This window comes from Kitasatospora sp. NPDC002965 (assembly GCF_040611255.1).
In the GTDB taxonomy this organism is placed as follows: domain Bacteria; phylum Actinomycetota; class Actinomycetes; order Streptomycetales; family Streptomycetaceae; genus Kitasatospora.
The window spans coordinates 1-21661 of sequence record NZ_JBEXNT010000019.1; the positions used below are offsets into that span (position 1 = coordinate 1).

Sequence of the window (21661 nt, forward strand, 5' to 3'; positions counted from 1 at the left end):
GGGCGGGGCCCCCCCGCGGGGCGGCCGCGTTTCTGGCCGGGGGGGGGGGGTAACACCCCCCCCCGGCCCGCGTCACGAACGAGTCGCCAAGATCTCACCTGCCGGACAGCTCGGGGGGCTACCCATCGCCGGGGGCGCACGGCACACTTCTACGCGCGTACCTCTACGCGCGTCACAGAGCCTGTGGGCCGCTACCGTCGGCCGTCGTCGGCCCTTGTTGACGATCCGTTTCGCAGTCCCCACCGGGAGAGTCGTCCATGCCCCTGAACCGCCGTGACTTCGTCGCCCGGTCCGCCGCCACCGCCGCGGGCGCCGCGCTGGCCGGCAGCGCCGGCCTGGCCGCCGCCTCCCCGGCCGCGGCCGCCGGTCCGGAGGACGCCCGCGCCAAGAGCCGGAACAAGCGGCAGGCCTTCACCGTCATGGGCACCACCGACCTGCACGGCCGGGTGCTCAACTGGGACTACTTCACCGACGCGGTCTACGCGGACAAGGCGCACAACGAGGTCGGCCTCGCCAAGATCTCCACGCTGGCCAAGCAGGTCCGCGAGGAGAAGGGCTGGGACCGCACCCTGCTGATCGACGCCGGCGACACCATCCAGGGCACCCAGCTGACCTACTACTACGCCCGGGTCGAGCCGATCGCCACCGAGGCCGACACCGCGCCCGAGCACCCGATGGCGCTCGCCATGAACACCATGGAGTACACCGCCGCCGCGCTCGGCAACCACGAGTTCAACTACGGCATCGACACCCTGCGCGCCTTCGAGGAGCAGCTCGACTTCCCGCTGCTCGGCGCCAACGCGCTGAACGCCCGCAACGACAAGCCGGCCTTCCCGCCGTACGTGATCCGCAAGCTGAAGCTGGGCAACGGCCCGGCCCTCAAGGTCGGCATCCTCGGCCTCACCAACCCGGGCATCGCGATCTGGGACAAGGCGAACGTCGCCGGCAGGATGACCTTCCCGGGCATCGTCGAGACCGCCAAGGTCTGGGTGCCCCGGCTGAAGGCGGCCGGCGCGGACGTCGTCGTCGTCGCCTGCCACTCCGGCATCGACGAGGCCACCTCCTACGGCGACCAGCTGCCGTGGGCGGAGAACGCCTCCGGCGCGCTCGCCGAGCAGGTGCCCGGCATCGACGCGATCCTGGTCGGCCACGCCCACAAGGAGATCCCGCAGCGGCTGATCGCCAACAAGGAGACCGGCAAGGCCGTCGTGCTCTCCGAGCCGCTCTGCTGGGGCCAGCGGCTGACCTGCTTCGACTTCGAGGTCGAGCTGGACAAGGGCGCCTGGAAGGTCGTCTCGCTCGCGGCCCGGGTGCTGAACTCCAACACCGTCCCGGAGGACCCGGAGATCGTCGACCTGATGACCGACCAGCACAGGAAGGTCGTCGAGTACGTCAACCAGGTCATCGGCACCGCCGCGATCGAGCTCTCGATCGCCGAGGCCCCGTTCCGGGACACGCCGATCATCGACCTCATCGGCCGGGTCCAGGCCGACGTGGTCCGTGCCGCACTGGCCGGCGGCCAGTACGCCAAGCTGCCGGTCCTCGCCCAGGCCGCGCCGTTCAACCGCACCGCCGTGATCCCGGCCGGCCAGGTCAAGCTGCGCGACGCCGCCGGCCTGTACATCTACGAGAACACCCTGGAGGCACGCGTCCTGACGGGGGCTCAGATCAAGGACTACCTGGAGTACTCGGCGAAGTACTACGCCCAGGTCGCCCCCGGCGCGCCGATCGACCGGGCCACCCTGACCAACGCGCAGAACACCCCGGACTACAACTACGACGCGGTGTACGGCGTCTCGTACGACATCGACATCGCCCAGCCGGCCGGCTCCCGGATCGTCGGCCTCAGCTTCGAGGGCAAGCCGATCGACCCGCAGGCGCAGTTCGTCCTCGCGGTCAACAACTACCGCGCCAACGGCGGCGGCAACTTCCCGCACGTCGCGGCCGCCCAGAAGCTGTGGGCCAACTCCGACGAGATCCGCAACGCGATGATCGGGTGGGTGAAGGAGAAGGGCGTCATCGACCCGGCGGACTTCCACACCGCGTCGTGGCGCCTGGTCCGCGCCGGCCAGCCGGTCTTCTAGGCCGGACCCTCCTGCGGACCCCTTTCGCGGACCCTCCCACGGGAGGACCGGCGGACCGCCGCGCCGCCGCGCCGTCGCGTCCGCCGTACGCGTCGAAGGGACAGCCCCGGGGCCCTCGCCCCGGGGCTGTTCCCGTCCGTGCCGCCCGCCGTTAGCCTGTCGGCATGCGCATCATCGCCAGCTGGCCGCTGGACGGCGAGCCCCCGGCCACCGTGCCGGCCGAGTTCCGCGAGCCCTGCACCCTGGTGGGGCGGGACCTGCTGCGCACGCTCGCCGACCGCGAGCTGCCACCGGGCGTCCGCTGGGAGCTCGCGGAGGAGCACTACTCCGGCTTCCTGCTGGGGCTGGGCGCACAGCACCCGCTGTTCACCCACGACACGGACCCCTACCTCCCGCCCGGCCCGCTGACCGCGTACGTGGCGGAGCAGGTCCAGGACCACCTGGCCGGTTACGAGTTCGTCCAGTGGCCGCCCTGCCCGGGGCACACCCACCTGCTGGAACCGGCCGCCGGCGGACCGGACGGGACGGCCTGGTGGCACTGCCGGACATCCCGGGCCGCCGTCATCAGGGTCGGCGAACTGCCCCCCGGCTAGCGGGCGTTCACTCCCCCCGTTCGGCTCGACTCCCCCAGCCGGGTCAACTCCCCCATCGCCGAACGTTCCAGGGCCGCCAGCTCCCGCAGCAGCGCGCCCGCCTCGACCAGCTGCGCCGCCTCGCCGGAGGTGCCGGCGGCGGCCACCAGCCGGGCCACCTCCGTCCAACCCCGCGCCGCCTCCGCGTACTTCGCGTGGGCGAGCCGGAGGCGCGGGTCGTCCAGGAGTTCCACGCACTCGCCGAGGAAGTCCCGGTAGAGGTTGCGGAACAGCGCGCCACCGGTACCGGCCAGCTCCATCATCCGGGCGGCCTGCGGCAGCCGGATCTCCGGCCGGTCGGCGCGTGCCTGCCAGCCCGGCACCAGCGCCGCCGCCTTGTCGACACCCCGGTGGCCGAGGTTGGCGATCGGTGGGTGGAGGAACGCGTCGGCGCAGGCGGTGAGCGCGGGCACCATCGCCTCCCGCACCAGCTTCTCCCGCGCCAACGGCCCCTGGAACGCGGCCGGTTCGCCCCGCAGGGCGAGCGTGAACGAGCGGTTCCGCGCCGTCATCGGCCCGCGCTCGGCACGCGCCGCGGCCAGCGAGGCGAGGCTGGTGGTGACGGCGCCGCCCTGCTGCTCGGTGTCGACCAGGTGCGCGTCCCGGCCGTCATGGCCGTACATCGCGACGACGTGCCCGCCGAAGTGGACCTTCGAGGTGAAGTACTCCAGCTGGTAGCTGTCCACCTGGAGCCCGACCGGCCGGCCGGCGTCGAGTTCGGCGGCCACGTTCTCCCAGGCCCGGCGCGCGGATCCGGTCTCCTTGACCACGAGCTCCAGCCCGAGGCGCCCGGCCAGGTTCCGGGTCAGTTCGAACGGCTTGACCCGGCCGCCGAGGAACGGGAAGTCCAGGCCCTTGCCGTCCCAGTAGACGAACGACAGCCCGGCCCCGAGCCCGAACAGCATCGGTTCGGACAGGTCCAGGCCCTCGTGGCGCAGCAGCACCCCCAGGGCGGTCGTCTCGCAGTGCTTCGCCCCGCGCGGCTCCGTCATGTCGCGTCCTCCTCGACCCGTACGACCAACCTGGTCATCCATTCCTCGTCCGGCGCCTCACCGGGGCCGACCAGGTACGCCTCCCGGACCGGGGGCACCGGGCGCAGCCCGCGCTCGTGCACGGCGGAGAGCAGCGCGTGGTAGGCGAGCGGCAGTCGGGAGTACGGGCCGTGGTGCACGGTCTCGACGACCGGCCCGCCGGGCAGCACCTCGTACGCGAGGCCCCGCTCCAGCCGTCCGCCCTCCGGTGACTCCTCCGGCGCCCCGGCCTGCGTCCCGACCGGCGTCCCGACGCCTTCCGTCGCCGGTAGTGCCGTCTCCACTTCCGCCCCGACGGCGATCCGCATCCCGTCCCCCAGGTCCAGCGGGAACAGGCCCCAGAGCGGGGGGCTCCACCGCAGGTCACCCGGTCCGCCCGGACCGGCGAGACCGGCCAGCAGCAGCCCGACGCACGCGCCGACCCGTTCCCCCAGCTCCGCCGGCCCGGCGGTCGCCCGGACCACCGCGAGCCGCCGGTCCGGCTCCCGCCCGCGGACGACCTCGTAGCCGGGCAGACCGCCGCCGTCGGCGAGACGTTCCAGCAGGTCCAGCCGGGCCCGGTCGCGGGTGATCCGTTCGGCGACGCGGTCGCGTTCGGCGCGCAGCAGGCGCGCGCGGTCGGGAGGCTCGGCGCAGAGGGTGGCGGCGATCACCGCCAGCGGGAGGTCGAGTTCGCGCAGCAGCACGATGGTGAGGGCGTCGCGGGCCTGCCCGGGCGCGTAGTAGCGGTAGCCGGTGGCGGCGTCGACCCGGGCGGGGGCCAGCAGGCCGGTCTCGTCGTAGTGGCGGAGCTGTTTGACGCTCAGACGGCAGAGCCGGGCGAAGCGCCCGATGGTGAGGAGTTCGTCGTGGTCTGGCACTCCGCCATCGTGGACCCTCCCTCCGGGGGAGAGTCCACTTCGGCGGGGCCGCCCGAGCGGACGGCCTGGGCCGTCCGGACGGGCCCAGGCGGCCGGCCGGCGAGACGCCGGGACATCTTCCGGAGACAGCAGGATATTCATCCGCGCTCACGGCCTTCCTACTGTTGGAGCCGTCACCAGCGGTCACCCCGGCAGAGAAGGAACAGTCCCATGCGCGCAGTCATCCAGAAGTCCGTCGGCGGCCCGGAGGTCCTGGAGGTAGTCGAGATCGACCGTCCCTCCCCGCTCGGCGCCGAGGTCCTCGTCCGGGTCCACGCCAGCGGCGTCAACCCGGTGGACGCGGCGGTCCGTTCGGGCAACTACCCGCTGCTCGGCGAGCCGCCGTTCGGGGTCGGTTGGGACATCTCGGGCGTGGTCGAGGCGGTCGGCCCGGGCGCCCGTTTCAAGCCGGGCGACGAGGTGTTCGGGCTGCCGTTCTTCCCGCGGGCCGCCACCGGCTACGCCGAGTACGTGGCGGTCCCGTCCCGCCAGGTGGCCCGCAAGCCCGCCTCGCTGGACCACGTGCAGGCGGCGGCCCTGCCGCTGGCGGCGCTGACCGCCTGGCAGGGCCTGGTGGACGCGGCGCGGCTCTCCGAGGGCGAGCGGGTGCTGATCCACCGTGCGGCGGGCGGCGTCGGCCACCTCGCCGTCCAGATCGCCAAGGCCCGGGGCGCCCACGTGATCGCGCTGGCGAGCGAGCCGAAGCACGCGTTCGTGCGCGGACTCGGCGCCGACGAGGTGATCGACTACCGGGCCGACGGCTACCTGGAGGCGGTCGGCGAGGTCGACGTGGTCTTCGACTCCTCCTCGCAGGGCACCGCCTCACTGCGGGTGCTGCGGCCGGGCGGCGTGCTCGTCTCGATCATGGAGCACTGGAACACCGCGCTCGCCGCCGAGGTGGAGGCCGCCGGGCGCCGGTTCGCGGGCATCTCGGTGGAGCCGGACTACGCCTCGCTGGAGGCGATCGCCAAGCTGGTCGACGAGGGCCGGGTCCGGCCGCACATCGCCGACACCTTCCCGCTGGAGGAGGCGGGCAAGGCCCACGAGCTGATCGCCTCGGGGCGGACCCAGGGCAAGATCGTCCTCACCGTCGCCTGAGCCCGGGCTTCTAGGCTGCGGACATGCGTCACCTGACCGGGGAGAACACGTGGACATCCTGACCGAGGCGTTGAGCTCGATGCGGACGGGGCAGCCCACCTCCGTCCGCACCGAGGGGCGGGCGCCCTGGGGGCTGCGTCTTCCCCCGGTCGCGGGCGCCGGGTTCCACGTGGTGCTGTACGGAACGTGCTGGCTGGTCCCGCTGGACGACGCCCCCGGGCTGGCGCCGGTCGCGCTCAGCCCGGGGGACGTGGTCTTCCTGCGGGACGGTCGCGGCCACATCCTCGCCGACCACCCGGACACCCCGGCCGTCCCGGAACAGCCGGACCAGTTCCGGCCGAGCCTGCCGATCGGCACGGTCTCCATCGGCGGCGACGGGCCGCGCACCAGCCTGCTGTGCGGCAACTACCACCTGGACCAGGGGCGCCCACACCCCTTGGTGCGCCAGCTGCCGGAGATCATCCACCTGCCGACCCGGCACGGCCGGCACCCCGAACTCAGCGCGGCCGTGCAGCTGTTGGGCGCCGAGCTGGAGAACCCCAGGATCGGCTCGACCGGCATCGTCCCGGCCCTGATCGACTCGTTGCTCCTCTACATCCTGCGGGCGTGGTTCGAGGACCGGCCTGCGGCGACGGCCGCCGGCTGGGCGGCGGCCCTCGGCGACGCGGCCGTCGCCCCGGCGCTCACCGCCATCCACGAGGCGCCGTCCACCGCGTGGACGGTGGAGTCCCTGGCGGGCCGCGTGGGCCTCTCCCGGGCGGCCTTCGCCCGCCGCTTCACCAACCTCGTCGGCGAGCCGCCCATGGCCTACCTCACCCGGTGGCGGATGACCACGGCCGCCCGGCTGCTGCGCGAGTCCGAGGCCCCGCTCACCACCGTCGCCGCCCAGACCGGCTACGGCTCGGAGTACGCCTTCGCCAAGGCGTTCAAGCGCGAGTACGGGCAGGCCCCCGGCGGCTACCGCCGCGAGGCCCGCACGGCGTAGGGCCTGCCCGCCGGGCCCCCGCCGGGCGCGCCGGGCGCGCCGGAGCGGGGGTGGCGGCCTCCCGCCCGGGCACCGCAGTCCCCCCGCGCGCCCGGACGGCGCGGCTCGGCGGACGGTGCGGCTCGGCGAACGGCGCGGCTCAGACCCTGCCGAACAGCTCGATGTACTGCGCGGTGAACAGGTCGCCGCCCTTGTACTGGGCGACCGTGGCCGCCGGGGCGAAGAACGGCCCGTCGGGTCCGGGCAGCTGGCCGACACCGCCCCGCGGGCCGAGCGGCACCAGCATCGCCGCGTGGGACAGCGGCTGGTAGACCGCCTCGGCCGGCTCGCCCTTCAGCTGGGCGAGGATGTTCCGCGCCACCACCTCGGCGTGCCGGCCCGCGTTGCCCGCCATCTTGGGCTCGGCGACGTCGGTGAGGTCGCCGACCGCGTACACGTGCGGGTGGCCTTCGACGGCGAGGGTCTCGCCGACCCGGACCTGGCCGAGCTCGGTGCGCTCCAGCAGCAGGCCGTCGGCGAGGTAGTCGCTGTTGACCCGCACGCCGTACGCGCGGAACCAGATGTCGGCGGTGATCTCCGCGCCGTCCGTGGTGGCGACGGTGAACTCCCCGGCCCGGCCCGGTTCGGTGGCGGGCTGCCCGGCGAGGCCGGTGCCCAGGCGAAGCCGCACGCCCAGCTCGTCCAGCTGCCGGTGCAGGTCCTCGCGCACCTCGGGCAGGAAGGCCGGGAGCAGCCGGTCGGCCGGGTCGAGGACGGTGACGTCCTTCGTCGGCCAGACCTCCTTGATCTCGCCGGCGAGCTCCAGCCCGACCGGTCCGGCGCCGACGATCAGGACCCGGGCGGCGCCGGCCAGTTCCTTGTGTGTCCCGTGGAGGTGCTCCAGCGCCTCGCCGGCGGAGTCGGCGGTGGGCTTGGCCGGGTAGGCGTAGGTCGAGCCGGTGGCGAGCACCAGGTAGTCGGCCTCGACGCGTCGGCCGGAGGCCAGGGTGACGCCGCCGGGGTCCACCGAGGCGGCGCGGTCGCGGATCACCTCGCCCCGGGCGAGCAGCGTGTCGTACGGGAAGAAGATGTTGCCCGCCCAGTCGGGCCGGACGAGCGCCCGCAGCGACCCGACGGCGTTGACGAAGGCGTCGCGCGGGTCGATCAGGACGACGTCGGCCTCGGCGTCGAGCGCCTTGGCCACCGCGGTTCCCCCGTACCCTCCGCCGACCACTACAACGGTACGACTCATGTCCCTTGCCCCCAAGCAGAAAAGAGTTGCAGTTCGCTCCACGAACATATTAGTTCGTTTCGCGAACTGCAACCCCTTCCGGCGAAGAGCCGGGCCTCAGCACGTGTGGCCGGCGCACCCCCCGACGCCTACGCCCGACTCTCCGAAGACCGCGGGCACCTTGTTGTCCAGCACCACCCGGCCGAGCAGGTCGGTGAGCACCTCCCGCTCGCCGGGGGCCAGGCCGTCCGGCAGCGCCTCGATCCGGCGGCAGGTCTCGGTGTGGAACTCCTCGGCCAGCGCGGCGCCCTCGGGCGTCAGCGCGACCCGCACCGCGCGCGCGTCCTCCGCGCAGCTCTCCCGTCGCACCAGACCGTTGCGCTCGGTGCGGTCGACCAGGCCGGTGAGGCTCGACTTGGCCAGCCGCAGGACCGACCCGAGCTCACCCATCACGAACGACCGCGCCATCAGCACGCAGAGCAGCTGACCCTGCTGCGGCGTGATCCCGTGGTCCCGCGCGGACTCCGTGTACACCGTGTCCACCAGGAACGCCGTCCGCACCAGCGCCCCCACGATCCCGATCCGGTCGTCATCACTCTTGTCCACCCGCCCAGACTAGCAGTCGGGCACCTTACAATTCGCGGTACGAACTATCTGGGACGCAGCCCGCCGCGGTGCGAGAATGACCGCACGACCGGAGTCCGCGCCGCCGAACGGCACGCCCGGTTGCCGGCCTACGCGCAGAGCCTCGCCCCTCCGCCGGGGTGGAGGATCGAGGTCTCCGGCGACGAGATCATCATGACGGCCGGCCGTCCGTGATCCACCAGCGGAACCTGCTGCTCGTCCGCCGCCGGTCCGGCGCCCGCCGCCCCGCCGATCTGATGCCCGGCGAGAACACCGACCTCGCCTCGCCCCGCACCGGCGAGCTCCGCAGTCCCGGCCTCACCCACATCCCGATCGCCACCGTCGAGCCGGGCGGCAGCCAGGTGCCCGCCGAACCGCTCCGCCACCCGTCGTCCTGACGGCCGCGAGGCCGGGACCGCCGCCCTACCGCTTCTCGCCGACGCCCGCCCAGATGCCCACCTGGGAGTCGGTGGACTGCTCGGGCCCGTCGGGGCGCCAGAGCGGCGCGGTGACCAGGCCGGGCTCGGCCAGGTCCAGGCCGTCGAAGAAGCGCAGCACCTGCGCGCGGCTGCGCATGGTCAGCTGTGCGGTGGCGCTGCGGTAGACGGCCGGGCCGCGGGAGGCGTCGACGTCGGGGGTGAAGTCGAGGGTGCCGTGCGAGAGGACGAGGCGGCTGCCGGCCGGCAGCGCGTCCACGAGGGTGCGCACGATCCCGTACGGGTCGCGCTCCTCGTCGACGAAGTGCAGCACCGCGACGAGCAGCAGACCGACCGGCTCCCCGGAGTCGAGCGCCCTGCGCACCTCGGGGGCCGCCAGGATCGCCGCGGGGTCACGCAGGTCGGCCTGGACCACGGAGGTGCTCCCGGCGGCGGTTCCGCTCAGCAGGGCGCGCCCGTGGACCAGCACGATCGGATCGTTGTCCAGGTAGACCACCCGCGCGTCGGGGTTCACCGCCTGGGCGATCTCGTGCGTGTTGCCGGCGCTCGGGATCCCGGTGCCGACGTCGACGAACTGCCGGATGCCCTCGGTGGCGAGCTGTCGCACGGCGCGGCCGAGGAAGGCCCGGTTGGCGACGGCGCTGATCCGCACCAGCGGGCTGATCGCGAGGACCTTCTCCGCGGCCGCGCGGTCGGCGGGGAAGTTGTCCTTGCCCCCGAGGTAGTAGTCGTACATCCGGGCGGGGTGCGGGATCTCCGGACGGAGGTCGGTGGGCGGGCGGGCCTCGTCGCCCTCACCGCCGACGAGCCAGTCCCGGCCGATCTCCTGATAGTCGGTCATCCCCGATACCCCCTGGGTCCGTTCCGGTCATATGCCGGGCAGCATAGGGCATCTGCCGTACACCTACGGAAACAAGGTGGAACCCGGCCGTCCGCCCGCAACGGCGGGGGGACGGCCGGACCCGTACGGCCGCACCGGCCGCGGCGCCTCAGAACGGGAAGCGGCTGCGTCCGTGCTGGATCGAGATCCACTTCACCGTGGTGAACGCGTCGACCGTGGACTCGCCGTTCAGCCGGCCGACGCCCGAGTTCTTCTCCCCGCCGAAGGGCACGATCGCCTCGTCCGCGATCGTGCCGTCGTTGACGTGGATCATGCCGGTCTCGATCCGCTGCGCCACCCGCACGCCGCGCTCGACGTCGGCGGTGTGCACCGCGCCGCTGAGCCCGAACGGGGTGTCGTTGGCGATCCGCACCGCCTCGTCCTCGCCGTCGAACGGCACCACCAGCACCACCGGCCCGAACAGTTCGCGCCGCAGGATCGGCGCGTCGGCCGGCAGGTCGCCGAGGACGACCGGGTCCATCAGGCTGCCGTTGGTCTCGCCGCGCAGCAGCGCCGTGGCGCCGGCGGCGAGCGCCTGGTCGACCTCGGCCCCGATGGCGGCGGCCTGGACGGGGTTGATCAGCGGGCCGATCTGGGTGGCCGGGTCCTTGGGGTCGCCGACCTTCAGGCCGGCGACCTTGGCGACGAACCTGGCGGTGAACTCCTCCGCCACGCTGCGGTCGACGAGGATCCGGTTGGCGGCCATGCAGACCTGGCCCTGGTGGGCGAAGCGGCTGAACACGGCGGCGGCGACCGCGTAGTCGAGGTCGGCGTCGTCCAGCACGATCAGCGCGCTGTTGCCGCCCAGCTCCAGCACGGTCCGCTTGAAGTGCGAGGCGGCGACGGTGGCGACGTGCCGGCCGACCTTGTCGGAGCCGGTGAAGGAGATCACCTTCGGCACCGGGTGCTCGATGAACGCGTCGCCGATCTCGGCGATGTCCGTGACCACGACGTTGAACAGGCCGGCCGGCAGGCCCGCCTCCTCGAAGATCTTGGCGAGCAGGGTGCCGCCGACCACCGGGGTCTCCTGGTGCGGCTTGAGCACCACGCCGTTGCCGAGCGCCAGCGCGGGCGCCACGGCCTTGATCGAGAGGAACAGCGGGAAGTTGAACGGGCTGATCACGCCGACCACGCCGACCGGCAGGCGGTAGAGCCGGTTCTCCTTGCCGTCGACCGGCGAGGGCAGCAGCCGGCCCTCGGCGCGCAGCGCCAGCTGCATCGCCTCGCGCAGCATGTCCTTGGTGAGGGCGAGTTCGAAGCCGGCCTTGAGCGCGGTGCCGCCGAGCTCGACCATGATGGCCTCGGTGATCTCCTGCTCGCGCTCCTCGACGATCCGCAGCGCGCGCTCGAAGACCAGCCGGCGGGCGTACGGGTTGGTGGCCGCCCACTCCTTCTGCGCCCGTTCGGCGGCCCGGTACGCCTGGTCGACCTCGTCGACGGTGGCGACCGTGACGGTGGCGATCTTGTCACCGGTGAACGGGTCGACGTCGACGATGTCCCAGGAGCCGCTGCCATTGCGCCACTCGCCGTCGATGTACTGCAGCGCCAACTCGGAAAGGTACGACATCTAAGTCCCTCTCGTGCCGATTCGTGAACGCCCGCGAGCAGTTCGCGATCAGATCTGATCGAGGCTCATCGTACTGAGCGTCTACAGCTCTTGGCGTACGGAGCGAAGAAGTTCCCGTGTCCGGTCGGGGGAGAGACTGTCGGCCAGCAGGCCGTCCATCGCACCGGCGTACTCGGCCACCTCGGCCGGCTTGTCCAGGTAGAGCGCGGTGGTGAACTGCTCCAGGTAGACGATGTCGGGGAGGTCCTGGTCGTCGAAGGTCAGCACGGAGAACGCGCCGCCCTCCGCCCGCAGGCCGCCGAACCCCAGCGGCATCACCTGGAGCACCACGTTGGGCAGTTCGGTCAGCTCCAGCAGCCGGTCGACCTGGGCCCGCATCAGCTCCGGCCCGCCCCACGGGCGGCGCAGCACGGCCTCGTCCAGCACCGCGAGCAGCCGGGGCGACTGCTCGGCGGTCAGCACCGCCTGCCGCTTGAGCCGCACCTCCACCCGGCGCTCGATCTCCTCCGCCTCGGTGACGTGCCCACCGTGGGTGATCACCGCCCGCGCGTAGTCGGCGGTCTGCAGCAGCCCGTGCACGAACTGGACCTCGTAGCTGCGGATCAGGGTGGCCGCCTCCTCCAGCCCCAGGTAGTTCTGGAACCAGCCCGGCAGGACGTCCCCGTACCCCTGCCACCAGGAGGTGGCGTTGGCGGCGCGGACCAGCCCCAGTACCGAGGCCCGTTCCTGCTCCGCCTCGACGCCGTACAGCGTCAGCAGGTCGGCGACGTCGCGCTCCTTGAAGCCGACCCGGCCGAGCTCCATCCGGCTGATCTTCGACTCGGAGGCCCGGATCGAGTACCCGGCCTCCTCGCGGCTGACTCCCCTCGCCTCCCGGAGCCGGCGCAGCTGTGACCCCAGCAGCAGACGCCGCACCGTGGCACCGCCGCCCGCCTGAGTCGCACTCATCGCCTCAACCTCCGCACCTCGCGCAGCCCCCCGGCCGTCGGCCGCAGTCTTCCATCAGGGACCGACAAACAACAGTCCTCGGTACGCCCCCGCGAACAGCCCGCCCGACGCGGTCCCCGGTGACCCGGCCGCCGTCGGCTTCGTGCCCGGGGCCGACCTGCCGCCCGGACACGCGCGGTAGTTGTCCCGTAGCTGCTCGGATTGCACTCTAGCCGTCGGACGGCCCTCTGGACATCCCCGGATCCCGGTCACCGCAAGCGTTCCAGCCGCATCAGGGCGGGAACGGCGGCCAGGCTCAGGACGAGCAGGAAGATCCAGGGCAGCGCGGTGCCGTGGCCGAGGAGGAGGGTGAGGAGTCCGGGGGCGACGGCCTGGCCGAGGTTCCAGGAGAGCTGGTAGACGGCGAGGTAGCGGCCGCGGCGGGCCGGGTCGGCGAGCGAGACGGAGAGTTCCTCGGCGTAGGGGGTGGAGACGGTCTCGGCGAGGTTGTAGACGGCCATCGCCAGGTAGAGGCCGGCCAGGACGGCCCAGCCGGGGGCGGCGGCCACGGCGGCGAAGAGTCCGAAGGCGACGGCGTTGAGCAGCGCGCCGGCCGCCACCACCCGGGTCGGCCGGAACCGTTCCAGCCGGCGGGCGACGGCGCTCTGGGTGAGCACCACCTGGACGCCGTTGAGGACGAGCAGCGAGCCGGCCACCCAGGCCTCCCGGTGCAGGCCCTCGACCAGGTAGACGGCGAGCAGCATGCTGATGATCATCGAGCCGAAGACGAAGGTGAGGTTGACGGCCACCAGCAGCAGGTACCGCCGGTCCCGGAGCACCGCCCGGTAGCCGCCGCGCTCGCGGGCGGCGGGCGCCACGCCCCGGTCCGCCCCCGCGGCCCCGTCCGGGCCCCTCCCCGGCGCCGCAGCGGCCGCCGGGCGCCAGGAGGCCAGCATGACCGAGGCCAGGGCGAAGCTGACCGCGTTGAGCACCACCAGCGCCCGCAGCCCGCCCGTGCCGCCCCCGGCCACCAGGACGGCGCCCAGGGCCCCGCCGAGCCCCATCCCGGTGTTGCGCAGGGTCTGGACGAGCGCGAACCAGCGGGTCCGCTCGCCGTCGGCCGAGGCGAGCACCACCAGCCCGCTGCTGGACGTCCAGTAGCCGACGTGCCCGATCTGGGCCAGCAGGCAGACCAGCACGATCTGCCACAGCTGCCCGGCGACCAGGTAGCCCGCGAAGGCGACGGCGGAGAGCGCGTTGCCGCAGACGGCCGTGGTCCGGGCTCCGTAACGGTCGATCAGCGGGCCGACGACGATCGCGGTGGGCAGCGCCAGCAACCGGGCGGCGGAGACGGCGGCGCCGATCGCCGCCACGGTGAGGGAGGTGGTGCGGGCGAAGTAGACGAGGGTGAAGGCGAGGATCAGACCGGTGCCGAGACTGTCCACGAGGTGGGCGGCGATCAGCCGGTGGCGGCCGGTGGTGACGGGGAGTCCGAGGCGGTCCCGGAGTGCGACAGGCGCAACGGTGGTGGTCATGGGCCGAGCCTTTCGGCGATGATCGACCATGCCCAGGGATTCGACCCTGATCGAATCCTCGCCGCTCGCTCCCCGCTCCCCGCTCCCCGCTCCCCGCCGGAGGACCTCGTGCTCACCCTGGACTTCTCCGCCCAGGACGTCGCCGCCACCCGGTTCGCGTGCTCGCGCCTCCTGGAGGTGGTGACCAGCGTCCAGGTCCTCAAGGACCCGGGTGCCAAGGCCGTCCACCTGCCGTGGGTGCGCCGCACCCGCGAGCGGCTGGCCGCGGCCGGCGTCCGCTACGACCTGCTCTCCCAGCTCGTCCCGATGCCGGCCTGGCACCTGCCCGGCTTCCTCATCCCGATGCCGTCCGCCACCGCGCCCGACCTGGAGACCGAGCTGGCCCTCCTGGCCTCCACCACGCCCGCCGCCGTCCGCACCGGCCTCGCCCCGCTGGCCGAACCGCTGCCCCCGCTGGTCGCCGCGCTGCGGGCCGACCCCGGGGCCGGCATCGCCCGGCTGGTGGCCGAGGTCCGGGCGTACTGGGCGGTGGCCGTCGCGCCGTACTGGCCCCGGATCGAGCGGCTGGCGGAGGGCGAGATCCTGTACCGGGCGCGGCGGATGGCGGCGGCGGGACCGGCGGCGCTGTTCGAGGGGCTGCACCACAAGGTGAGCTGGCGGGACGGCCGGCTGACGCTGGCCCAGCGCCGCTACGACATCGAGGAGCGGCTGGACGCGGGCCGGGGGCTGGTGCTGGTGCCGTGCGCGTTCATCTGGCCCGGCATGGTCTGGCAGAGCGGGAACGCCGGCCAGCCCGGCCTGGTCTACCCGCCCCGGGGCGTGGCCACGCTCTGGGAGACCACCGGCCCCACCGTCCCCGAGGGGCTGGCCCGGGTCATCGGCCGCACCCGCGCCCGGCTGCTCGCCGAACTCGCCGCGCCCGCCTCCACCACCGAGCTGGCCGCCCGCACCGGCCTCTCCCCCGCCAACGTCTCCCACCACCTCACGGCCCTGCGCGGGGCCGGCCTCACCGCCCGGCACCGCACCGGCCGCACGGTGCTGTACGCCCGCACCGAGGCGTCCGAACTCCTGCTGGACGGCCGGTAGCCCACGCGACCACCGCGAAGGCCGGACCGCCGTACGACGGCCGGACCACCGCGCGGGGGCACCGCCGCCCGGGAACGCACAGCGGCGCCTGCCCTCTGACTGGTCGGGGAGAGGGCAGGCGCCAGGGACCGCGGTGGCCCGGCGACTCTGGCGGGATGCGGCTCGGTGCAACCCGGCGATGCGGCGCCGGGCGGTTCAGGGGTGCGTCAGACCACCAGCGGGCGGTCGGTCGGCCGGATCGGGGCGGGCAGCGGGGTCTTGCCGCCCAGGTACGTGTCCACGGCCGCGGCGGCCGAACGGCCCTCCGCGATGGCCCAGACGATCAGGGACTGGCCACGCCCGGCGTCGCCGCAGACGTACACGCCATCGACGTTGGTGGCGAAACGACCGTCACGGGCAACATTACCCCGTGCGTCGAGGTCCACGCCCAGCTGCTCGACCAGGCCGTTCTTCACGTCGGTGCCGGTGAAGCCCATGGCCAGGGTGACCAGCTGCGCCGGGAGGGCCCGCGCGCTGCCGGGAACCTGCTCGAACTTCCCGTTCCTGAACTCCACCTCGACGAGGTGCAGCTCCTGCACGTTGCCGTCCTCGTCGCCGCTGAAGTGGGTGGTGGAGACGGAGTAGATCCGCTCGCCGCCCTCCTCGTGCGCGGAGGTGACCTTGTAGGTCATCGGCATGGTCGGCCAGGGCTGGTTGCCGGGGCGGTCCTCGCCGGGCCGCGGCATGATCTCCAGCTGGGTGACGGAGGCCGCGCCCTGCCGGTGGGCGGTGCCGACACAGTCGGCGCCGGTGTCGCCGCCGCCGATGACGACGACGTGCTTGCCCTTGGCGCTGATCGGGGCCTCGACGAAGTCGCCCTCCTGTACCTTGTTGGCCAGCGGCAGGTACTCCATGGCCTGGTGGACGCCCTTGAGCTCGCGCCCGGGCACCGGCAGGTCACGGGCGGTGGTCGCACCGGCGGCGACGACGACGGCGTCGAAGCGCTCGCGCAGCTGCTGCCCGGTGATGTCCTCGCCCACGTGCACGCCGGTGCGGAACCGGGTGCCCTCCGCCCGCATCTGCTCGACGCGGCGGTTGATGTGGCGCTTCTCCATCTTGAACTCGGGGATGCCGTAGCGCAGCAGGCCGCCGATCCGGTCGGCCCGCTCGTACACCACGACGGTGTGCCCGGCCCGGGTGAGCTGCTGGGCGGCGGCCAGGCCGGCCGGCCCGGAGCCGACCACGGCGACCGTCTTGCCGGAGAGCCGCTCCGGGATCTGGGCGGTGACGCCGCCCCGGTCCCAGGCCTTGTCGATGATGGTGACCTCGACGTTCTTGATGGTCACCGCGTCCTGGTTGATGCCGAGGACGCACGCCGACTCGCACGGCGCCGGGCAGAGGCGACCGGTGAACTCCGGGAAGTTGTTGGTCGCGTGCAGACGCTCGATGGCACCGGACCACTCGTCCCGGTAGGCGAGGTCGTTCCACTCGGGGATGAGGTTCCCGAGCGGGCAGCCGTTGTGGCAGAACGGGATGCCGCAGTCCATGCAGCGGCCGGCCTGCTTGGTGATGATCGGCAGGAGGCTGCGTTCGACGTAGACCTCGTTCCAGTCCCGCAGACGGACGTCCACGGGACGGCGCTCGGCCAGCTGCTTGGGCGTGGTCAGGAAGCCCTTGGGGTCAGCCATGTGCCGCCTCCATCATCTTGCGAGTGGTCTCGGCCTCGGAGAGGCCGTCGCGCTCAGCGGCGTCCTTGGCGGCGAGCACTGCCTTGTAGTCGGTCGGCATGATCGTGGAGAAGCGGGAGACACCGCTGCCCCAGTCCGCCAGGAGCTCGGCGGCGACGGTGGAGCCGGTCTCCTCGTAGTGCTGCTGCACGGTCTCGCGCAGCCAGTCCCGGTCGGCGGCGGTGGGGGCCTCGATGCCCACCATGCCGTCGTTGACGTTGGCCGGCCGCAGGTCGAGCACGTAGGCGATGCCGCCGGACATGCCGGCCGCCAGGTTGCGCCCGGTCTCACCGAGGACGACGACCCGCCCGCCGGTCATGTACTCCAGGCCGTGGTCGCCCACGCCCTCGACGACCAGGGTGGCGCCCGAGTTGCGGACGGCGAACCGCTCGCCGGCCTTGCCGCGCAGGTGGATCCGGCCGCTGGTGGCGCCGTAGCCGATGGTGTTGCCGGCGATGACGTGGTTCTGCGCGTCGTTGCCGATGGCGGCGGCGTCGCGGGCCGGGCGGACCACGATCACACCGCCCGACAGGCCCTTGCCGACGTAGTCGTTGGCGTCGCCCTCCAGCCGGAGCGTGATGCCGCGGGGCACGAAGGCGCCGAAGGACTGGCCGGCCGAGCCGGTGAAGGTGACGTCGATGGTCCCCTCCGGCAGGCCCTCACCGCGGTACCGCTTGGTCACGTGGTGGCCGAGCATGGTGCCGACGGTCCGGTTGACGTTGCGGATCGGCAGCTGGATGCGGACGGCGTCGCCGTTCTCCAGGGCGTCCTGCGCCAGGTCGATCAGCTGGTTGTCGAGCGCCTTGTCGAGCGCGTGGTCCTGCGTGGTGGTGCGGTGGAGCGAGGCGCCCTCGGGCAGCGCGGGGACGTGGAAGAGCGGGGCCAGGTCGAGCCCGGCGGCCTTCCAGTGGTCGACCGCGGCCTGCGCGTTGATGTGCTCGGCGTGGCCGACGGCCTCCTCGATCGTGCGGAAGCCCAGCTCGGCCAGGATCTCCCGGACCTCCTCGGCGATGAACTCGAAGAAGTTGACCACGAACTCGGGCTTGCCGGAGAACCGCTCGCGGAGCACCGGGTTCTGGGTGGCGACGCCGACCGGGCAGGTGTCCAGGTGGCAGACGCGCATCATGATGCAGCCGGAGACGACCAGCGGGGCGGTCGCGAAGCCGAACTCCTCCGCGCCGAGCAGCGCGGCGATGACGACGTCGCGGCCGGTCTTCAGCTGGCCGTCGGTCTGGACGACGATGCGGTCGCGCAGACCGTTGAGCAGCAGGGTCTGCTGGGTCTCGGCGAGGCCGAGCTCCCAGGGACCACCGGCGTGCTTCAGCGAGGTGAGCGGCGAGGCGCCGGTGCCGCCGTCGTGGCCGGAGACCAGGACCACGTCCGCGTGCGCCTTGGAGACGCCGGCCGCGACCGTGCCGACGCCGACCTCGGAGACCAGCTTCACGTGGATGCGGGCCGCCGGGTTGGCGTTCTTGAGGTCGTGGATCAGCTGCGCCAGGTCCTCGATGGAGTAGATGTCGTGGTGCGGCGGCGGCGAGATCAGACCGACACCCGGAGTGGAGTGCCGGGTCTTGGCGACCCACGGGTAGACCTTGTGGCCGGGCAGCTGGCCGCCCTCGCCGGGCTTGGCGCCCTGGGCCATCTTGATCTGGATGTCGTCCGCGTTGACCAGGTACTCGGAGGTGACGCCGAACCGGCCGGAGGCGACCTGCTTGATCGCCGAACGGCGCTCCGGGTCGTACAGGCGGTCCGGGTCCTCGCCGCCCTCACCGGTGTTGGACTTGGCGCCGAGGCGGTTCATCGCGATCGCCAGGGTCTCGTGCGCCTCCAGGGAGATCGAGCCGTACGACATGGCGCCGGTGGAGAACCGCTTGACGATCTCGGAGACCGGCTCGACCTCGTCGACGGAGATCGGGGTGCGGCCGAGGCCGTCCAGCCGGAACAGGCCACGCAGCGTCATCAGGCGCTCGGACTGCTCGTTCACCCGGTCCGTGTACTGCTTGAAGATGTCGTACCGGCGGTTGCGGGTGGAGTGCTGGAGCCGGAACACGGTGTCCGGGTCGAACAGGTGCGGCTCGCCCTCGCGGCGCCACTGGTACTCGCCGCCGATGTCCAGCGCGCGGTGCGCGGCGGGGATGCCGGAGGCCGGGTACGCCTTGGCGTGCCGGGCGGCGGTCTCGCGGGCGATCTCGTCCAGGCCGATGCCGCCGAGCTTGGTGGTGGTGCCGGCGAAGTAGCCGTTCACCAGCTCCTGGGAGAGGCCGATCGCCTCGAAGACCTGGGCGCCGCGGTAGGAGGCGACGGTGGAGATGCCCATCTTGGACATCACCTTCAGCACGCCCTTGCCGAGCGCCTTGATCAGGTTCTTGATCGCCTTCTCGGACTCGACGCCCTCGATGAAGACGCCCTGGGCGACGAGGTCCTCGACCGACTCCATGGCCAGGTACGGGTTGACCGCGCCGGCGCCGTAGCCGATCAGCAGGGCGACGTGGTGCACCTCGCGGACGTCACCGGCCTCGACCAGCAGCGACACCTGGGTGCGCTGCTTGGTGCGGATCAGGTGGTGGTGGATGGCCGAGGTGAGCAGCAGCGAGGGGATCGGGGCGTGCTCGGCGTCCGAGTGCCGGTCGGAGAGCACGATGATCCGGGCGCCGTCGGCGATCGCGGCGTCGGCCTCGGCGGCGATCGCGGCGAGCCGGGCGGCCAGGCCCTCGCCGGCGCTGGAGACCTTGTACAGGCCGGACAGCGTGACGGCCTTGAGGCCGGGCTGGTCGCCGTCGGCGTTGATGTGGACCAGCTTGGCCAGCTCGTCGTTGTCGATCACCGGGAAGGTGATGCCGACGGAGCGGCAGGCGGCGGCGTCGGCGGCCAGCAGGTTGCCCTCGGGGCCGAGGTTGGAGAGCAGGGAGGTGACCAGCTCCTCGCGGATGGCGTCCAGCGGCGGGTTGGTGACCTGCGCGAAGAGCTGCACGAAGTAGTCGAACAGCAGGCGCGGCTTCTCGCTCAGCGCGGCGATCGGCGAGTCGGTGCCCATCGAGCCGAGCGCCTCGCCGCCGGTCCTGGCCATCGGCGCGAGGATGACGCGCAGCTCCTCCTCGGTGTAGCCGAAGGTCTGCTGGCGGCGGGTGACCGAGGCGTGGGTGTGCGCGATGTGCTCGCGCTCGGGGAGCTTGGCGAGCTGGATCTGGCCGGCCTCGACCCACTCCGCGTAGGGGTGCTCGGAGGCCAGCGCCGACTTGATCTCCTCGTCGTCGACGATGCGGTGCTCGGCGGTGTCGACGAGGAACATCTTGCCGGGCTGCAGCCGGCCCTTCCGGACGACCTTCTCCTGGTCGATGTCGAGCACGCCGACCTCGGAGGAGAGGACGACCAGGCCGTCCTCGGTGATCCAGTACCGGGCCGGGCGCAGACCGTTGCGGTCCAGCACGGCGCCGATCTGGGTGCCGTCGGTGAAGGTGACGCAGGCCGGGCCGTCCCAGGGCTCCATCAGGTTGGAGTGGTACCGGTAGAACGCACGGCGGGCCGGCTCCATGGTGGCGTGGTTCTCCCACGCCTCCGGGATCATCATCAGCACCGAGTGCGGCAGCGACCGGCCGCCGAGGTGGAGCAGCTCCAGGACCTCGTCGAAGGAGGCCGAGTCGGAGTGGTCCGGGGTGCAGATCGGGAAGATCCGCCCGAGGTCGCCGGGGATCAGGTCGGTGGCGAGCTGGGACTCCCGGGCGGTCATCCAGTTCCGGTTGCCCTTGACCGTGTTGATCTCGCCGTTGTGCGCGACGAAGCGGTACGGGTGGGCGAGCGGCCAGCTCGGGAAGGTGTTGGTGGAGAAGCGCGAGTGCACCAGACCGAGCGCGGAGGCGTAGAGCCGGTCCGACAGGTCGGGGAAGAAGGGCTCCAGCTGGCCGGTGGTCAGCATGCCCTTGTAGACGACGGTGCGGGCGGAGAGCGACGGGAAGTAGACACCGGCCTCACGCTCGGAGCGCTTGCGGACGACGAAGGCGATCCGGTCGAGGACGATGCCCTCGACGCCGTCCTTGCTCAGGAAGATCTGCCGGAAGCGCGGCATCACGCTGCGGGCGGTGGCGCCCAGCAGGTCCGGGGTGACCGGGACGTCGCGCCAGCCGAGGACGGTCAGGCCCTCCTCGGCGGCGATGGTCTCGATCTGCGCGACGGCGGCCGCGTCGGCGGCGTCCTCGTCGGGCAGGAAGGCGATGCCGACCGCGTAGGCGCCGGCCGCCGGAAGCTCGAAGGAGGTCCTGGCGCGCAGGAAGGCGTCCGGGACCTGGGTGAGGATGCCCGCACCGTCGCCGGAGTCCGGCTCGGCGCCGGTCGCACCGCGGTGCTCCAGGTTGCGCAGGACGGTCAGCGCCTGCTCGACGACGGTGTGGTCGGCGATGCCGGTCAGCGTGGCGACGAAACCGACGCCACAGGCGTCGTGCTCGTTTCGCGGGTCGTACAGGCCCTGAGCAGCAGGTCGCGCATCCGGAACGAGCGCGTACGGCGGGCGCGCGGCGCCGACCTGGGGCTCGTTGGCGGAGTGCATGGATGCAGACAGCATCGGCTCTCCCGTCGTCGTCTTTCGAAGCTGGTGCAGTAGGGACGACGTTGGCCCTGATGCGATTTCATGCAAGTTACATGATGCCCAAGAACCCGGGAAGCGGAATATCGCGTCCACATCGCGGACTGATCCGCAGGTCAAGGGTGCAATGAGAGGACGTGCAGCAGCGCACGTACCGACGATTGTGCCCGGCGTTCGGCGGCCCGAAACAGGGGCGAAACCCGCACGCCACAGAGGCCGATCATGGCCGCCTGCGAATCCATCCCCGGAGTCGATCGCAGGATGCGAATCGTCGGACCCCGGGCCCGAATGGTGAGACTAGGCAAGGTCGCACCCGGACTTCATGTGCGGAACGTCACGCAGTCGTCCGCATAATCATGCACACTTCCGTACCATCCTACGGCG

At 72.6% G+C, this 21661-nt stretch carries 16 protein-coding genes; 6 read left to right on the forward strand and 10 right to left on the reverse strand.

The features are described 5' to 3' along the window. Positions 1–257 precede the first annotated feature (257 nt). Together ABZY91_RS10890 and ABZY91_RS10895 are read left to right on the forward strand one after the other, a co-directional pair. Complete coding sequence (locus tag ABZY91_RS10890) at positions 258–2084, forward strand: 5'-nucleotidase C-terminal domain-containing protein (protein WP_355401506.1); 1827 nt, start codon at positions 258–260, stop codon at positions 2082–2084. 164 nt (positions 2085–2248) lie between these two features. Next, on the forward strand, positions 2249–2677 hold the full coding sequence (locus ABZY91_RS10895) for a hypothetical protein (RefSeq protein WP_355401508.1): 429 nt from the start codon (positions 2249–2251) through the stop codon (positions 2675–2677). On the opposite strand, the gene ABZY91_RS10900 is transcribed toward ABZY91_RS10895, so the two are convergent. Together ABZY91_RS10900 and ABZY91_RS10905 are read right to left on the reverse strand one after the other, a co-directional pair. Next, on the reverse strand, positions 2674–3708 hold the full coding sequence (locus tag ABZY91_RS10900) for a BtrH N-terminal domain-containing protein (protein ID WP_355401509.1): 1035 nt from the start codon (positions 3706–3708) through the stop codon (positions 2674–2676). The two genes, ABZY91_RS10895 and ABZY91_RS10900, sit on opposite strands and share 4 nt — an antisense overlap. After that, entirely contained in the window at positions 3705–4607 is a 903-nt protein-coding gene (locus ABZY91_RS10905) for a MerR family transcriptional regulator (RefSeq protein WP_355401511.1), read from the reverse strand. The genes ABZY91_RS10900 and ABZY91_RS10905 overlap by 4 nt, the downstream gene beginning before the upstream one ends. Positions 4608–4817: 210 nt before the next feature. Here ABZY91_RS10905 and ABZY91_RS10910 point away from each other — a divergent pair, with 210 nt between their 5' ends. Both ABZY91_RS10910 and ABZY91_RS10915 read left to right on the forward strand, forming a co-directional pair. Beyond that, positions 4818–5744, forward strand: coding sequence for an NADP-dependent oxidoreductase (locus tag ABZY91_RS10910; protein WP_355401513.1), 927 nt, complete (start codon positions 4818–4820; stop codon positions 5742–5744). A gap of 49 nt (positions 5745–5793) precedes the next feature. Next, entirely contained in the window at positions 5794–6729 is a 936-nt protein-coding gene (locus ABZY91_RS10915) for an AraC family transcriptional regulator (RefSeq protein WP_355401515.1), read from the forward strand. 139 nt (positions 6730–6868) lie between these two features. Here ABZY91_RS10915 and ABZY91_RS10920 read toward each other — a convergent pair whose 3' ends face one another. Together ABZY91_RS10920 and ABZY91_RS10925 are read right to left on the reverse strand one after the other, a co-directional pair. Continuing rightward, entirely contained in the window at positions 6869–7960 is a 1092-nt protein-coding gene (locus ABZY91_RS10920) for an FAD-dependent oxidoreductase (protein WP_355401517.1), read from the reverse strand. Between the two features lie 96 nt (positions 7961–8056). Next, positions 8057–8521, reverse strand: coding sequence for a MarR family transcriptional regulator (locus ABZY91_RS10925; RefSeq protein ID WP_329952163.1), 465 nt, complete (start codon positions 8519–8521; stop codon positions 8057–8059). A 233-nt stretch (positions 8522–8754) separates the two neighbouring features. On the opposite strand from ABZY91_RS10925, the gene ABZY91_RS10930 reads away from it, so the two are divergent. Then, positions 8755–8961 (forward strand): hypothetical protein, encoded by a 207-nt coding sequence (locus ABZY91_RS10930; protein WP_355401519.1) that lies wholly within the window; start codon positions 8755–8757, stop codon positions 8959–8961. A 25-nt stretch (positions 8962–8986) separates the two neighbouring features. Here ABZY91_RS10930 and ABZY91_RS10935 read toward each other — a convergent pair whose 3' ends face one another. From ABZY91_RS10935 to ABZY91_RS10950, 4 genes are all read right to left on the reverse strand, one after another. Next, complete coding sequence (locus tag ABZY91_RS10935) at positions 8987–9841, reverse strand: SAM-dependent methyltransferase (RefSeq protein ID WP_355401521.1); 855 nt, start codon at positions 9839–9841, stop codon at positions 8987–8989. 148 nt (positions 9842–9989) lie between these two features. Then, complete coding sequence (locus tag ABZY91_RS10940; RefSeq protein WP_329882081.1) at positions 9990–11447, reverse strand: aldehyde dehydrogenase family protein; 1458 nt, start codon at positions 11445–11447, stop codon at positions 9990–9992. 81 nt (positions 11448–11528) lie between these two features. Next, complete coding sequence (locus ABZY91_RS10945; protein ID WP_355401523.1) at positions 11529–12395, reverse strand: helix-turn-helix transcriptional regulator; 867 nt, start codon at positions 12393–12395, stop codon at positions 11529–11531. A 248-nt stretch (positions 12396–12643) separates the two neighbouring features. Continuing rightward, positions 12644–13909 carry an MFS transporter gene (locus tag ABZY91_RS10950; RefSeq protein ID WP_355401525.1) on the reverse strand — a complete coding sequence of 422 codons (1266 nt, stop codon included), beginning with the start codon at positions 13907–13909 and terminating at the stop codon, positions 12644–12646. An 18-nt stretch (positions 13910–13927) separates the two neighbouring features. Here ABZY91_RS10950 and ABZY91_RS10955 point away from each other — a divergent pair, with 18 nt between their 5' ends. Beyond that, positions 13928–14995: a winged helix-turn-helix domain-containing protein gene (locus tag ABZY91_RS10955; RefSeq protein WP_355401527.1), complete on the forward strand. Its 1068-nt coding sequence runs from the start codon at positions 13928–13930 to the stop codon at positions 14993–14995. A 206-nt stretch (positions 14996–15201) separates the two neighbouring features. Here ABZY91_RS10955 and ABZY91_RS10960 read toward each other — a convergent pair whose 3' ends face one another. Further along, positions 15202–16662 carry a glutamate synthase subunit beta gene (locus tag ABZY91_RS10960; RefSeq protein ID WP_355401529.1) on the reverse strand — a complete coding sequence of 487 codons (1461 nt, stop codon included), beginning with the start codon at positions 16660–16662 and terminating at the stop codon, positions 15202–15204. Next, complete coding sequence (gene gltB, locus ABZY91_RS10965) at positions 16655–21241, reverse strand: glutamate synthase large subunit (protein ID WP_355401593.1); 4587 nt, start codon at positions 21239–21241, stop codon at positions 16655–16657. The genes ABZY91_RS10960 and gltB overlap by 8 nt, the downstream gene beginning before the upstream one ends. Between the last annotated feature and the right edge of the window lie 420 nt (positions 21242–21661).